This window comes from Acidovorax sp. GW835-FHT14B10 (assembly GCF_058793725.1).
In genome coordinates this window covers 58,029-73,303 of record NZ_JBXAGC010000003.1, presented here as the reverse complement: position 1 = coordinate 73,303, position 15,275 = coordinate 58,029, and the positions used below count along the sequence as shown (strand labels likewise).

Genomic DNA, 15,275 nt, shown 5'->3' with positions numbered 1-15,275 from the left:
AGGGGGGCGTGCCAAAAGGCCGCCGGGTGGGCAGCCCCTTGGCGTGGAATGGCTTTGCAGGCAGTTTAGGCACTGTGACGCGCTATGTGCTTTCGTTTTCATGCCACGTTTACCCTCGATTCAGAAAGGATCTTTCTTAGAATCTGAAAATCATGCATAGTTTGGACAAATTTGACCTCGCCATCCTGGGCGAACTGCAGGCCAACGCCCGGCTGACCAACGCCGAACTGGCCCAGCGCGTGGGCCTGTCGGCCGCGCCCTGCTGGCGGCGTGTGCGGGCGCTGGAGGAAGAAGGCTTCATCAAGGGCTACCACGCCGAGATCGACCGGCACAAGATCGGCCTGGGGGTGCTGGCCTTCGTGCGGCTGGACGCCGACCGCAGCACGGGCAACCTGACCCGTGCGATGGAAGTGGCCATCCGGAAGATCCCCGAAGTGGTGTCCTGCCACTACATCAGCGGCACCGGCACCTTCGAGCTGCAGGTGGTGGCACGCGACCTGGACAGCTTCTCGCTGTTTGCCCGCGATGTGCTGCTCAATTTGCCGAATGTGAAAGACATGCACACCAGCTTTTCGCTGGGCGAGGTGAAGGACAGCAGCGCCTTGCCGCTCACGCACCTGGCGCGATGGCGCCCCTGAATGCTATTTATTTAATAGCTCGTGGCGATTTCCGGTAAGGCGCTGCAGGTTGTTTTGGCTCCAGTTGCAACGAAAACCAGACCCTGGTCCACTCCGGGTTGCGCAGGCGGGCGCTGCGCTCCGCGCCCTTACGCAGCACAATGGCGGGCCATGCCTCCACAGCCGCCCCACGACAGCGCCCACGGCGTTTTTTCCGTCCCATCCCCTGATTCCTCCCCGTCGCCGGCCGATGTGGCCGCCGCCGCCCGGGGCGCCGAAGAGGCCGCCACCGCCAGGCTGGGCGAAAGCGCGGCCCAGCGGGCCTCTCTTTCGCCGCTGGCGCCGCTGTCGGTGCCGGTGTTCCGCATGCTCTGGCTCACCTGGGTGGCGGCCAACACCTGCATGTGGATGAACGACGTGGCGGCCGCCTGGCTCATGACCACGCTCACCTCGTCGCCCATCCTGGTGGCGCTGGTGCAGTCGGCGTCCACGCTGCCGGTCTTTTTGCTGGGCCTGCCCAGCGGGGCGCTGGCCGACATCCTGGACCGGCGGCGCTACTTCATCACCACGCAGTTCTGGGTGGCGGCCGTGGCGCTGGTGCTGTGCGTGGCCGTGCTGGCCGGTGGCATGACGGCGCCGCTGCTGCTGGCGCTGACCTTTGCCAACGGCATCGGCCTGGCCATGCGCTGGCCGGTGTTCTCGGCCATCGTGCCCGAGCTGGTCAGCCGCCCGCAGCTGCCCGCGGCGCTGGCACTCAACGGCGTGGCCATGAACGCCTCGCGCATCATCGGTCCGCTGCTGGCGGGCGCCATCATCGCCAGCGCCGGCAGCGCCTGGGTGTTTGTGCTCAACGCCGTGCTGTCGGTGGTGTCGGGCCTGGTGATCATGCGCTGGAAGCGCGCCCATGTGCCCAGCCCGCTGGGCCGCGAAAAGCTGCCCAGTGCCATGCGCGTGGGCCTGCAGTTCGTGCACCAGTCGCCGCGCATGCGGGCCGTGTTGTGGCGCATCGCCGTGTTTTTCCTGAACGCCACGGCGCTGATGGCCCTGCTGCCGCTGGTGGCCAAGGGGCTCGACGGCGGTGGCGCGGGCACGTTCACGCTGCTGCTCGCCTCCATGGGGGCGGGCGCCATCGTGGCGGCCATGTTTTTGCCGCGCCTGCGCCAGGCCATGGCGCGCGATGTGCTGGTGCGCCGGGGCACGCTGCTGCAGGCCGCCGCCATGGCGGTGATGGCCATGGCACCCAATGTCTATATGGCCGTGCCCGCCATGGTGCTGGCGGGCATGGCGTGGATCACCACGGCCAATTCGCTCAGCGTGTCGGCCCAGCTGGCCCTGCCCAACTGGGTGCGCGCGCGCGGCATGTCGATCTTCCAGATGGCCATCATGGGCGCCACCGCGCTGGGCGCCGCCTTGTGGGGGCAGGTGGCCACGGTGGCGTCGGTGCACCTGAGCCTGGCGCTGGCCGCTCTGACCGGCGTGATCGCCATGGCCCTGGTGCAGCGCCTGGTGACCGACCGCCACATGGAAGAGGACCTCAGCCCTTCCCAGGCCTTCAAGGCGCCCGTGGCGGCCACTCCGCCCGAGGCCGGGCGCGTGGTGGTCACCATCGCCTACACCATCGACCCGGCGCGCGCCACGGAATTTCGCACCCTCATGCAAGAAAGCCGCCGCAGCCGCCTGCGCCAAGGGGCGCTGTCGTGCGATTTGCTGCACGACCTGGCCGATCCGGCGCGCTATGTGGAGCAGATCGTGGACGAGTCCTGGACCGAGCACCTGCGCCGCTTTGACCGGGTGACCGCGTCGGATGTGGCGCTGCGCGAGCGCAAGCTGGCGTTCCACCGGGGCGAATCGCCCCCCGAGGTGGTGCGCTACCTCATGGAGCGCTGAGGCTGCAAGGGCATTCGCTTCGATGCGGCCGGCTCAGCGCGGCCACAGCGCCCACAGGCGCAGGCCCTGCTTGAGCCGCCCCGCCAGCTCGCCCGCCTCGGCGCCCCAGCCGGCGAAATAGTCGGCCCGCACCGCGCCCACGATGGCGCTGCCGGTGTCCTGCGCCATCACCAGGCGCTGCATCGAGACCTGCGGGCCCCGGGAGGCCAGCCATACCGGCGTGCCATAGGGAATGCTCTGGCGGTCCACGGCGATCGAGCGGCCGGGCGTGAGGGGCACGCCCTGCGCGCCGCGCGGGCCGAACCGGGCGTCCAGCGGGCTCAAGGGCTCTTCGCGAAAGAACACATAGCGCGGGTTGCTCCACAGCAGCTCGTTGGTGCGCTGCGGGTTCTGCGCCAGCCAGGCGCGGATGCCCGGCCAGGTGGCATCGCGCGTTGCGCCCTGGTCCAGCAGCCAGCGACCCACGCTCTGGTAGGGCTGGTCGTTGGTGCCGGCGTAGGCCACGCGCACGGTGGTGATGCGGCTGTCGGCCTCGGTGATCTGCAGCCGGCCCGAGCCCTGGATGTGCAGCACCATGGATTCGACCGGGTCGCGCAGCCAGGCAATCGCCCGGCCCTGCAACGCGGCCTGGGCCTCGGGCAGGGTGTCGATCTGCTGGCGCGTGTACCAGGGCTTGCGGGCGCCGTGGCCGGCGGGCAGGCCGTATACCGGCACGGTGTAGCCGTTGCCGGGCTGCCGTGCGGCGTCGATCATGGGCTCGTAGTAGCTGGTGAGCAGGCCTTCGGCATTGCCATCGGCGGCCTCGACGCGGTAGGGCTGCAGGCGCTGCACCATCCAGGCGCGCTGCTCTTCGGTGCTGGCAATGCTGAGCTGGCGCACTTCGCTGCACAGGGGGGCGAAGGCGGGCGCCGGGCGCTCGCAGCCCTTGATCCAGGCGTTCCAGGCTTCGTGCAGGGCGTCGTCGGCGAAGCCGGGCAGCTCGGCCCAGCGCACGGGCACCCAGCGGCTCCTGGGCTGCGCCATGGCTGGCGGCAGCGGTGCGGTGTCGCCCGGCAGGGCCATGCCGGCGGTGGGCGGCGCGGGGATGGCCCCGGGCCGCGTGGGGCTTGGCGTGGGCGGGGTGGAGCAGGCCGCCAGCGTTCCTACAATGAGCGCCGTCGTCACAAGGCGCAGGAGTGTCAATTTCATGGGGCTGATTTTGCTTGAAGCGTTGCTGGCGTTGGTGGTGCTGGTGCTGATTGTCTGGTGGACGATGTTTTCGGGTCGCCAGCGGGGCGAGCTGAAAGCGCCGCCGGACGACGGCACCGACCCGCCCGCGCAATGAATGCACGGGCTGGCGTTCGCAAGCTTTCGTCCTACACGAGGCGCGCAGGCTGGCCGATATGCTTGCGAAGGCGTAGAGTCAAAGTGCCGAGTTCGTATCGGCCGAGTTCGTATCGGATTTGTACGCCGTCCCATCATTTACAAGGAGCCTAGCCATGCGCAAATACCTTCTTTCCGGCGTCGCCGCCGTTGTCATCCTGGCCACCGGTTGCGCCGAGATGAGTGATACCCAGCGCCGCACCGCCACGGGCGCAGGCGTGGGGGCGCTGGCGGGTGCAGTGCTCAGTTCTGCCACGGGCGGCCGCGCGGGCACCGGTGCCGTGGTGGGTGCCGGCGTGGGCGCCCTGGGCACCTACATCTGGTCGCAGAACATGGAGCGCCAAAAGCGCGAGATGGAGCAGGCCACCCAGGGCACGGGCATCGCCGTGACCCAGACGCAGGACAACCAGCTCAAGCTGGATATCCCGAGCGATATCTCCTTTGCCGTGGGCCGCTCGGACATCCAGTCCAACTTTGCCCCGGTGCTCGACCGCTTCGCTGACGGCTTGCGCAACAACCCCAATACGGACGTGCGCATCATCGGCCACACCGACAACACCGGCAGCGATGCCGTGAACAACCCGCTGTCGCTGGAACGCGCGGCCAGCACGCGCAATTACCTCACCGGCCGGGGCGTTGACGGGCGCCGCATCTCCATCGAAGGCATGGGCGAGCGCCAGCCCATTGCCACCAACGACACGGCACAGGGCCGCAGCCGCAACCGCCGGGTCGAAATTTACGTGGGTGAGCGTCCCCGCGGCTAAAGCGGCACGCAGCGGCGCACCGGTGGTCCGTCAGGGCCCGGTGCGCAGCAGGTTGGCCAGTTCCACCGCGGACTTCACCTGCATCTTGTCGAACACCCGCGCACGGTGCACCTCGACCGTGCGCACGCTGATCTCCAGCTGGTCGGCGATCAGCTTGTTGGGCAGGCCGGCCACCACGAGGTCCATCACATCGCGCTCGCGCTCGGTCAGGTCGTGCAGGCGTGCCTGCAGGCTGTTGCGTTGGCGCACCTGTTCCAGCCGGGCTGCCGACTGCGCCAGCGCCTGCTCGATGCGATCCACCAGTGCGTTGTCGGAAAAAGGCTTTTCATAGAAATCGAAGGCGCCGCGCTTGACGGCATCAACCGCCGTGGGAACGTCGGCATGGCCGGTCAGGAAGATGACCGGCATGGCGGGCAGCTCGCCCCGCGCCAGCAGCACATCGAACAGGGCCAGTCCGCTCATGCCCGGCATGCGCACGTCCAGCAGCAGGCAGCAGGGCTGGCGCAGCCCGGGGTGGGCCTGCCGCATCGCATCAAAAGCCTCTGCGCTGTCGAACGATTCGCTGAACAGGCGGCGGGAGCGCAGCAGCCAGGCCAGCGCTTCGCGCACGCCCGCATCGTCGTCCACGATGTACACAATAGCGTCGGATACAGGTTCCATCAGGTCGGGGTTGGTTGGCAGACTGGCAGGGTGAAGGTGAATACCGTACCACGCGGTGCATGGGGCTCGTACGCAAGGAAGCCGCCATGCTGCTCGACCACCGTGCGGCACAGGCTCAGGCCCAGGCCCATGCCTTCGGCACGCGTGGTAAAGAACGGCGTGAACAGCTGCTGCGCCACCTCGGGCGCGATGCCGACGCCGCCGTCGGTGACCGAGAACTCCACCCACCCGCTGTAGGCATTGGAGGGACCCCGCCGCACCCGGATGTCCAGGATGCGCGGGTGGATGGCCGGGTCGTCCATGGCCTGCATGGCATTGCGCGCCAGGTTCAGCAACACCTGCTCGACCATGGTGCGGTCGCACAGTGTGCGCGGCAGATGGGGCTCCACCGCGGTATGCACGCGCACGCCCAGCTTGCGGGCCTGCAGGCTGATGATGGGCAGGATGGCATCGAGCAGCTCCTGGGGCAGAACGGCCTCGCGGGTCTGGTCGCGGCGGCGGACGAAATCGTGCACGCTCTTGATCACGCGTCCGGCACGCTCGGCCTGGCGGGCAATGTGCTGCATCGCCATGCGCACATCCTGCAGGTTGCCGGGCGCGCTGGAATCGAGCAGGTTCAGCGATCCGGTGGCATAGCTGGAAATGGCCGCCAGGGGCTGGTTGAGTTCGTGGCTCAGCAGCGACGCCATCTCGCCCACGGTGGCCAGTCGCGCCGTGGCCTGCAGGCGTTCCTGCGAGGCGCGGGAGAGTTCTTCGACGCGGCGCTGTTCGCTGATGTCCAGAAACGCGCTCATCCAGCCGGTATGCAGCCCCTGGGCATTGATCAGCGGGGCCTCGATGATGAGCACCGGAAAACGCGTGCCGTCCTTGCGCATGAAGACCGATTCGAAGCCCTCGCGCGGCGGCATGCCGCCGGCAAAGCGCGTGGCCTGCCGCTGCCGGTATTCCTCGGCAAATTCGGGTGGCCAGTAAGGGGCGGACGTGCTTTGCCCGAGCAGCTCCTGCGGGCTGAACCCCACCATGGCGCAGAACGCGGGGTTGACGTACGTGATGTGCCCCTCCAGGTCACGCGCGCGCAGGCCCGTCACCAGGGAGTCTTCCATGGCCTTGCGAAAGGCGAGCGCGTCCGCCAGGTCCCGCTCTGCACGCAGCCTGCGCCGGTTGTCCCGCACCAGCACCACCATCACGGTCACCAGCGCAATCGACATGGCGGTGACCAGCGCGGTCAGCACGTTGGGAAAAACGCTGGGCTCGCCGTGCCAGCTGTCCATGCGCAGCACCAGCGTGGTGCCCGGCAGGTCGAGCAGCTGCTGGGCCGAGAACATGCGCGTGCCGCGCCGGGCCGCGCCCAGCACCGCCAGCCGGGTGCCATCGGCTTCGGTGAACGAGGCCTCCTGGCGGCGGGTCAGGTTGTGCCCCACCAGGTCCACCAGCATTTCTTGCAGTGCATAGGTGGCCACCAGGAAGCCGGACGCATGCCCGGCTCTGTTGAGTGGCAGGCACAGCTCCATCATTTCCGACCCCATGCCATCGCCATGGGGCTGGAAATAACTGCCCGAATACGCCGGCGCACCCAGCCGGAGGGCATTGGTGCAGGCCAGCGCCGCATCGGTATGCGAGCCTTCGCGGTTCGCGGTCTCCCACGGCATGGGGCGGTAGGGGGTCTGGGCGTGCGCGCGCAGGCGCAGGTTGTTGTCTCGCCACTCGATGCGCACCAGTTCGCGGCGCTGGCGCAGCAGTTCGGTCGCATTGACCTCCCAGGCCAGCAGGGCCGGATCGCCCGCCTGGAGCGCCTGCAGGCTCTGCACGTTGCGTGAGAGCGCCGCGCGGATGTCGGAACCCGCGTCTGCGGCATCCCGCTCCAGCCGGGACTGCACCTGGCTGGCCTCGTAACGCCCGGCCAGCCACACCAGCGTGATCAGCATGGACGCCACCAGGACCGCCAGCAGGGTCCAGAGCGACCACCGGCGCCAGGCGCTGCGCCAGCGCTGCCAGGGCGTGCGGGTGCGTGGCGGCAGCGTCACAGGACGCGGTGCTCCTGCGCGGGCAACTGCGTGCGCACCTGGCGCACGCGCCCGGTATCCAGGTCGCCCAGCACCACGCCCGGGCCTTGCGCCAGTGTGTTGACGATCTGGCCCCAGGGGTCCACCAGCATGCTGTGCCCCCAGGTCTGGCGGCCGTTTTCGTGCACTCCGCCCTGCGCGGGCGCCAGCACGTAGGCCAGGTTTTCCACCGCCCGGGCACGCAGCAGCAGTTCCCAGTGGGCCTGTCCCGTGGTGTGGGTGAAGGCGCTGGGTACCAGCAGCAGGTCGGCCCCGGCATGGGCGTACAGGCGGTACAGCTCGGGAAAGCGCAGGTCGTAGCAAACGCTCAGGCCAATGCGCCAGGTGTGGCCCGTGCGCGCTGTCAGGTCAAAGTGCACCGGTGCGGCCCCCGCCTCGATCACCCGGCTCTCGTCAAAATGCTCGCGCCCGTTGTCGAACCGAAAAAGGTGGATCTTGTCGTAGCGCGCAGCGCATTGGCCCGACGGGGCATACACCAGCGTGGTGTTGCGCACGCGCGCCGGATCACCGGTCTGCATGGGCAGGGTGCCACCCACCACCCACATCTGCAATTCCTGTGCAGCGCGGGCAAGAAACGCCTGCACCACACCGTCACCCGGGGTTTCGCGCAACGCCAGCTTGTCGGTGTCGCGCAGACCCATGGCACAAAAATACTCGGGCAGCACGGCCAGTTCGGCCCCTGCTGCTGCGGCCTGCTCCAGCAGGCGGCGGGCCATGGCCAGGTTGTCGCTGCGCTGCGTGCCGGAGACCATCTGCAGTGCTGCGACTTTCATGAGGGCTCTCCTGCAGACGCGGCAGGCACCTTGGGTCCTTGTGCCGCACCCGGGGGCGCGGCGGCGCTGCCAGACTCCCGGCCGCGCCGGGCAATGCGCACGATGTTCGGGTCGGTCCAGGTGCCATCGATCCGAAATTCCTGGGTGGCCGCTTCGATCAGGGGGCCGCGCAGAAACACCTGGGCGAGAAAACTGCCCAGTCCGATGACCGGGTTGATGGCCGTGGCGACCAGCGAGGCGGTCATGGCATTGATTTCAGGCACCACCACCACATGCAGGTCCTGCGTTTCGTGGTCGATGTCGGCCCTGCCTTCCATGAGCACCGCTGCGTTGACGCCCTTCATCTGCAGGTTGTTGGTGATGGCGACACCTTGCTCGATGCGTACGTCGCCCCGCACGAAATCGAACGCGAAACCCTCGCTGAACACGTCGCGAAAATCCAGCGTCAGGCGACGCGGCAGGGCCTGCAGGCTCAGCACGCCGAGCAGCTTGGCCAGCCCCGGATCTGCCTTGAGAAACTGGCCAGACTCCACGTTCAGGTTGATCTGCCCGGTCATGGAGCGGTAGTCCGGGCTCATGGGGGCACCGATCCACGCCACCTGCCCCTGCATGCGGCCCTTGCCGTGGCGCACCACGTTTTCCATGCCGAAACGGGCGAGCAGATCGCCGGAGTCGCGGATGTCGAGCTGGAAATCCATCACTGTGCGGCGGCGCAGCGCGCGCTCGCCACCGGCCTGCACCGCCCCCCAGTTGCCGCTGCCGGTCAAGGTGGCTTCGGTTGTCGTGATGTTGAACTTGTTCAGTCGCCACTCGCGCTGGGCCGCTTCCCCCCGGTTCTGCGCTTCGATCTCCACGCGTCCGAGTTTGCGGCCCCGTAGATCAAAATCGTCCACCACGATATCCAGCGCGGGTATCGTGCCGGGTTGCTCATCCAGCAGCGCCTCGAACTGCGTGGCGGCGCTCTGCGGCAGCTTCATGCGCGCCAGGCGGGCAAAGATGCGGCCCGCTGGGTTGTCCCGGGCGCCCGCAGGCCGGTATTCGACATAGCCATTGAGCTCATCGGCGTCGAGGTTGGCGCGCCAGGTGGAATCCGCCCGTGAGCCGCCCACCACCAGGTTGTGCAGCGTGCGCCCTTGCGCGGTGAGCGTCTGCGCACGCACGGCGAAGGTGGTGGGCAGGTAATCCGGTGCCGCGCTGCCGACGGTGGTGGCTGCCGGGATGGCAGCGTCGGCGGTGGTCGCCTGGGTCAGCACTTTTTCCCAGGCGTCCACATCCAACAGCGTTGCATGGATGTTGGCCGCCACACCGTCCGCCGGCATGGGCGCGGTTTCGCCCGCCGCCAGACCGATGCCGATGGCGCCACGCACCACGCGCGTCTGGTGGCCCTGGTGTTCGCGCTGGTAGCTGGCCGATCCCAGTGTACCGAGGTCCAGGGTGAGCTGGTCGCGCACTGGCGGCATGGCCGCGTCTGTGGGGGCCGCGCCCGGGGATTCCCGGGCGACCTGGGTCGCAAAGCGCACCGGCAGCGTGGCGTCGGCGGCCTTGGCCAGCGGCGCGGGCAGCGCCAGCCCCAGGCCCTGCAGGGTGGTGGTGACCAGGATCTCGGGGAGGCCCCTGCGAAATGCCAGCGCCAGCGTGTAGGGCGTGCTGCCTGTGGCGCTGCGGGCCAGTTGTGAAAGCATGCCCAGCTGCCGTGCCTGCTGCAGCCCCTCGGCGGTGGCGGTGCCTTGCGCCCGCAGTTGTATGGCGGATTCCGTCGGAGCGGCACTGGCTGGCAGCGCACGCATGCCGCCTTCCAGGCGCAGGTCGCCGCCCAGTGCGTGCGCCTGTACCCCGTTCACGGAAAAACCGGTATCGGTAAATTGCACGGTGCCGCGTGCGCGCGACAGCGGTGGTGTTTCGGGGGTGATGTGCACGTCATTGCCTGCAAGCACCACAGCGCCTTGCACCTTCGATCGGTCGATGTCGGAGATCGGCAGGCTCAGTTGCAGCTTGAGATCGGCATGGCCTGTGCCGCTCGCCTGGTCGAGGGCGTGGCCCGTCATGCGCGCCAGTGGAGAGGTGCGCAGGATGGTCAGCAGTTCGGCCAGTGGTCCGCGGGCATCGGCGTTGACGGCGACCACGGTGTGGGACAGATCGGGAATCCGCGCTTCCACCTTGGCCAGCCGCACGCCCGGTGTACCGGCAAAACCCCCGGTGGCACCCCGCACCTGCATGGACGAACGCTCGAAAACCAGTTCGCCCGACAGTTGCGTCAGTGCGGGCCAGGGCAGTGCGTCGCGGGGTTGCAGCCGGGGTGGAACATAGGCATAGGTCACATCCTTGACGCGGGCTGCAATCCGGAAATCTCCCTGGCGGGGATCATTGAAGGGAAGATGGTTCAGGTCGCCCTTGATGCGGAACTGCACGTTGCTGGCACTGCCGGTCTGGATGGCATCGCGCACATAGTGGCGTGATTCGGCCGGGATGGACAGGGGCAGATAGCGGTGCACGCGGGTGCCGTCGGCGCGCACCAGCGTTCCCGTGAGGTCCATCACGCCGGGAAAGCGCGAAAAGTGCGGGCCCGGGCTGGCATCGCTGGTATGCCAGTTGGCGCGCAACTCACCCTGAGCGTCCGCGTTGGCAAACCGTACATTGCTCGCCTGCACCGCCAGGCGTTGCCCCTCCACCTGCCAGCGCAGCTCTGCGCTCAACTGGTCCAGCGGCAGGACCGGTTCTTCAAACGCCCCGGGCAGGACCAGAGCGCCTGATGCGATGGCCAGGCTGGCCTTGCCGCCCGTGTGGGTCATGTCGATGTCCAGGCTGGCGCCGCGCAGGCCGGGAATGGTGCTGCCCGCCTCGCGGTCGCCAGCGGCCAGGGCCAGTCCCGTGACCTTGCCGCGCACCTGGTATTGCTGCAAGGCCTCCAGCGGACCGCGCCAGGTGGCGTGCAGTTCGTCGACCAGCCCCTGGGGGGTGTAGGTTTGCAGCGCAGTGTGGGCGGTGGCCCCGATGGGCAGCCGGCTGCCAATCTGGGCCAGTGCGGCAAGGTCCAGGCGGTCTGCGCGCAGCTCGCCCTGGGCGGGCGCCTTGCCTGCGGCCTCCGTGTATTGCAGGTGCAGGTTTCCTCCGGGCCACACCAGGCCATCATCGGTCTCAAACTGGAGCCCCTGCGTATGGAGCTCCAAACCCCCTTCCAGCCGTCGGGCACCCAGTCGGCCTGCGATGGATGGCAGCGCCAGCGCCTTGAGTTGCGGCCCCAGCGTGGCATGGACGTCGGTCAGCGCCAGGTCGGCCGTGCCACCCACGATCTGGCCGCGCTGTATGTCGGCCCATGCGCGCACGGCGCCCCGGCCTTGTGCCACCTCGACGCCCAGGTCGGCGTGGTGGCGCAGGCGGGACACATCCACGCGCGAAAAATCGGCAAAGAGCTGGCCGCTCCAGTGCTGCCAGTTGCCGTCGCGTACGCGCAGCAGTGGCGCGCGAAACCGCCCGGTCAGCGTGAACCGGTCGCCCCAGGCGGCGGGCGGCGTGGCGGCAATGCGCATGTGGTGCTGCCAGCTGCTGTTGCGCAGCAGCACGTCGACATTTTCCAGCGCCAGCTCGGGCGCGCCGCGCTGTTCATCGGTCCAGCGCAGGGTGCCACCCCGGATGATGACTTCCCCCTGGGAAAACAGCCAGTCTGCCGCCCCGCTGCTCTCGCCCGGGGTCTCGGAGAAGCGCAGGCCCGCCACCACAATGCGGCCGTCTGGCTGCCTGCGGATGTCGAGGTCGGGCTGCTCAATGTAGAGCTGCTCGAAACCCCGGTTCAGCAGCGAGCGCGGGGATAGTGCCACCACCACGCGCGGCAGTTGCAGCGCGGCCCGCCCCTGTGCGTTCAGCAGCGCCACATCCAGCAGCTCTATCGAGGGGAGCAAACCTTCCGAGCGCGCCGCGATCGACCCGATGCGCACCGGTACCCCTAGCGCCCGCGCGGCCTGCGCCTCAAGTTGCGGGCGAAACTCACCAATACGCGGCACAATCCAGCCATGCAGTGCACCCCACGCCACGGCCAGCAGCAGCCACAAGGCCAGCAGGCAGCCCAGCGACCATCGCGCGAACCCGGCAACGAATCGCAGCAGGCGTGTGGGGCGATTGGATGGATCGATCATTGGTGGGTTTGAATGTGGCAGGAATTATGACCCGCGACCGCAGGGTGGGTTCAGTGAAAACCGGTGTCCTTATGTATGCAGCGGCCCCCCGCGTGACCCCCCATGTCAACTTCTTCCTCTGAGTTTTCTGACGGCAGCACGGTTGCCCCTGCCGGCCTGGCCGAATACTCCCGCTTCTTCCAGCGCCTGCACCGCCGCTATGCACAAGACCTGGCCTTGCTGCCGGCAGGGACCCCGCACAAAGGCGCCATGGCGCAGGCCTTTGCAGCGCTGCAGGCCAGGGGATGCGACACCGCCACCGCCCTGCGTGTGCTGCGCCAACTGGTCATGGAGCGGCTGATCCGGCTCGATTGCGACGCCCAGGCACCGCTGGCAGACATCACCCGGGCCGTCACCGAACTGGCCGAATTCGCGCTGGACCAGTCCTGCCTCCAGGCCCGCCGCGAACTCGACAGCCGCCATGGCGCACCGCTGGGCACCGATGGCCAGCCCGTGCCCCTGTGGGTGATCGGCATGGGCAAGCTCGGCGCGCGGGAGCTCAATGTATCCAGCGACATCGACCTGATCTATGTGTACGCGCAGGACGGCGAAACGGCCGGCAACGCCGAGGGGCGTGGCCGCATCTCCAACCATGAATATTTCGCCCATGCGGTGAAGATCATCTACAGCCTGGTGGGCGATACCACCGAGCACGGTTTCGTCTTCCGGGTGGACCTGGCCCTGCGTCCCCATGGCAATTCCGGCCCCGCCGCCGTGTCGCTGGCGGCGCTGGAGGACTACCTGCAGGTGCAAGGGCGCGAGTGGGAGCGTTTTGCCTGGCTCAAGAGCCGGGTGGTGGCGCCGCAGGCCTGCATCGGCAGCGCCGACGTGCTGGCGCTGCGCAGCGTGGTGCTGCCGTTCGTGTTCCGCCGCTACCTGGACTACAGCGTGTTTGACGCCCTGCGCACCTTGCACCGGCAGATCCGCGAACATGCCTCCCGACGCAGTGCCGGACACCCCGAGCGCGCCAACGATGTGAAGCTGTCCCGCGGCGGCATCCGCGAAATTGAATTCACCGTGCAGTTGCTGCAGGTGGTGCGCGGCGGGCAGTTTCCCGAATTGCGCCGCCGGCCCACACTGGATGCGCTACAACGCCTCGCCCAGGCCGGGCTCATGCCCCAGGAAACGGCCGATGCGCTGGCGCGAGCCTATGTGTTCCTGCGCCGCGTGGAGCACCGCATCCAGTACCTGGATGACCAGCAGACCCATGTCCTGCCCACGCGCGACGACGATCTGGCCTGGATTGCCCGCACCATGGGCCACGGCGATTGCTGCGGCTTTCTGCATGAACTCGACGCCCACCGTGAACTGGTGGCGCAGGAGTTCGACACCCTGCTGGGCGGCAATGGCAAGAAGGAATGCAATGGCGGCGGGTGCGGCGGGCCGCGTGCGGTCGCTGCACCACCGCCCGAGCTGGAAGGGCTGCTGGAGCAGCTGCCCGCCGGTTTTCGGGAGCGCGTGGCCGAATGGCGCACCCATCCCCGCGTGACTGCGCTGCGCGACGAAGCGCGCGCGCGGCTGTTTCGGCTGATCCAGCGAACGGCCCAGTGGCTGGGCGAAGGGCGCGTCACCGAGGAAGCCGCCGTGCGGCTCGTCAACTGGCTGGAGCCGCTGCTGCGCCGCGAAAGCTATCTGGCCCTGCTGCTGGAGCGCCCCTCGGTGCACGAGCAGTTGCTGCACCTTCTGGGCGCTGCCCGATGGCCCGCACGCTACCTGGTGCAGCACCCCGGCGTCATCGATGAGTTGGTGGGCGACACATTGCTGGCCGAACGCTTTGTCGTGGCCGATTTTGAGCGCGAGCTGGCCCTGCGGCTGGCATCGCTGCAGTCCACCGGTGAGGACGACGACGAAACCCTGCTGAATCTGCTGCGCCGCGCGCAGCACGCAGAAACCTTCCGCACGCTGGCCCGCGATGTGGAGCACCGGATCACGGTCGAGCAGGTGGCCGATGATCTCAGCGCCCTGGCCGACAGCGTGCTGCGCATTTCCGCGCAGTGGTGCTGGAGCCGTCTCAAGACCCGGCACCGCGAAACCCCGCAATTCGCGATCATTGGCTATGGCAAGCTCGGAGGCAAGGAACTGGGCTACGGGAGCGATCTCGACATCGTTTTCGTATTCGATGACGACGACGAACGTGCCCCCGAGATCTATGCGGCGTTTGTGCGCAAGCTCATCAACTGGCTTACCGTGAAGACCGGCGAAGGCGACCTGTACGAGATCGACACGGCACTGCGCCCCAATGGCAACTCCGGCCTGCTGGTCACCCGTTTCAATGCCTACGCGGCCTACCAGCAGCAACGCGGCAGCAACACGGCGTGGACCTGGGAACACCAGGCCATGACGCGGGCGCGCTTTGTGCTGGGCAGTGCGGCCTTGCAGGCCCGGTTTGATGCAGTGCGCGAAGCCGTGGTCACCTCCCCGCGTGACCCGGTTGCGTTGAAGGCAGAGATCGTGACCATGCGCGAGCGTGTGCGCTCGGCCCATCGCACGCGCGACGGGCAGTTCGATGTGAAGCACAGCCCGGGCGGCATGGTGGACGCCGAGTTTGCGGTGCAGTACCTGGTGCTGGCACATTCCGCCAGACACCCTGAACTGGTGGGCAACGTGGGCAACATCGCGTTGCTGCAGCGCGCCGAGCAGGTGGGGCTGCTGCCCGTCGGGGTGGGGCATGCCGCCGCCGACGCCTACCGCGAACTGCGACGTGTCCAGCACCGTGCGCGGCTGGACGAGGTGCCCACGGAGGTCACGCCCCCAGCGCTGCAGACTGAACAGAGCGCGGTGCTGGCGCTCTGGCATGCGGTTTTTGGCGAGGCTCCGATTCTTCCGGCCGTTTGAAAGGTCAGCGCCGCGGGGCCTCACCGTTGGGGCAACCCCGGTGCACTGGCGCATACATTGCGCAGAGCATCCACGAGCCGCCTCGCCGGTGATGGCATCCTGCCCCGGGGTTGCCCAGAAAACCGGCTTCCCCGGCAGACGGGGC

At 68.2% G+C, this 15,275-nt stretch carries 10 protein-coding genes; 5 read left to right on the top strand and 5 right to left on the bottom strand.

Annotated features, from left to right (window positions below; translation table 11 throughout):
* The first annotated feature begins 152 nt into the window (after nucleotides 1-152).
* Nucleotides 153-638, top strand: coding sequence for an Lrp/AsnC family transcriptional regulator (locus AC1Q5S_RS03725; protein ID WP_492238357.1), 486 nt, complete (start codon nucleotides 153-155; stop codon nucleotides 636-638).
* A gap of 150 nt (nucleotides 639-788) precedes the next feature.
* A complete protein-coding gene (locus AC1Q5S_RS03720; RefSeq protein ID WP_492238356.1) occupies nucleotides 789-2,504 on the top strand; it encodes an MFS transporter in 1,716 nt (571 codons plus the stop codon).
* A gap of 33 nt (nucleotides 2,505-2,537) precedes the next feature.
* On the opposite strand, the gene mltA is transcribed toward AC1Q5S_RS03720, so the two are convergent.
* Nucleotides 2,538-3,692 (bottom strand): murein transglycosylase A, encoded by a 1,155-nt coding sequence (gene mltA, locus AC1Q5S_RS03715; protein WP_492238355.1) that lies wholly within the window; start codon nucleotides 3,690-3,692, stop codon nucleotides 2,538-2,540.
* On the opposite strand from mltA, the gene AC1Q5S_RS03710 reads away from it, so the two are divergent.
* The gene (locus AC1Q5S_RS03710) at nucleotides 3,691-3,828 is read left to right on the top strand and encodes a hypothetical protein (RefSeq protein ID WP_162143879.1); all 138 of its coding nucleotides are present in this window, start codon (nucleotides 3,691-3,693) and stop codon (nucleotides 3,826-3,828) included. The two genes, mltA and AC1Q5S_RS03710, sit on opposite strands and share 2 nt — an antisense overlap.
* Before the next feature lie 154 nt (nucleotides 3,829-3,982).
* Entirely contained in the window at nucleotides 3,983-4,630 is a 648-nt protein-coding gene (locus tag AC1Q5S_RS03705; RefSeq protein ID WP_303833661.1) for a YiaD family glycine zipper/OmpA-like lipoprotein, read from the top strand.
* Between the two features lie 30 nt (nucleotides 4,631-4,660).
* On the opposite strand, the gene AC1Q5S_RS03700 is transcribed toward AC1Q5S_RS03705, so the two are convergent.
* From AC1Q5S_RS03700 to AC1Q5S_RS03685, 4 genes are read right to left on the bottom strand one after another with little or no spacing between them, the layout of a single operon-like run.
* A complete protein-coding gene (locus tag AC1Q5S_RS03700; RefSeq protein WP_422203777.1) occupies nucleotides 4,661-5,290 on the bottom strand; it encodes a response regulator transcription factor in 630 nt (209 codons plus the stop codon).
* Entirely contained in the window at nucleotides 5,290-7,314 is a 2,025-nt protein-coding gene (locus AC1Q5S_RS03695) for a two-component system sensor histidine kinase NtrB (RefSeq protein WP_303833663.1), read from the bottom strand. The genes AC1Q5S_RS03700 and AC1Q5S_RS03695 overlap by 1 nt, the downstream gene beginning before the upstream one ends.
* Nucleotides 7,311-8,126, bottom strand: a complete 816-nt coding sequence (locus AC1Q5S_RS03690) for a carbon-nitrogen hydrolase family protein (protein ID WP_422203780.1) — start codon at nucleotides 8,124-8,126, stop codon at nucleotides 7,311-7,313. The genes AC1Q5S_RS03695 and AC1Q5S_RS03690 overlap by 4 nt, the downstream gene beginning before the upstream one ends.
* Nucleotides 8,123-12,256 (bottom strand): YhdP family protein, encoded by a 4,134-nt coding sequence (locus AC1Q5S_RS03685; protein ID WP_422203781.1) that lies wholly within the window; start codon nucleotides 12,254-12,256, stop codon nucleotides 8,123-8,125. The genes AC1Q5S_RS03690 and AC1Q5S_RS03685 overlap by 4 nt, the downstream gene beginning before the upstream one ends.
* 102 nt (nucleotides 12,257-12,358) lie before the next feature.
* On the opposite strand from AC1Q5S_RS03685, the gene glnE reads away from it, so the two are divergent.
* On the top strand, nucleotides 12,359-15,130 hold the full coding sequence (gene glnE / locus AC1Q5S_RS03680) for a bifunctional [glutamate--ammonia ligase]-adenylyl-L-tyrosine phosphorylase/[glutamate--ammonia-ligase] adenylyltransferase (protein WP_492238354.1): 2,772 nt from the start codon (nucleotides 12,359-12,361) through the stop codon (nucleotides 15,128-15,130).
* Nucleotides 15,131-15,275 lie beyond the last annotated feature (145 nt).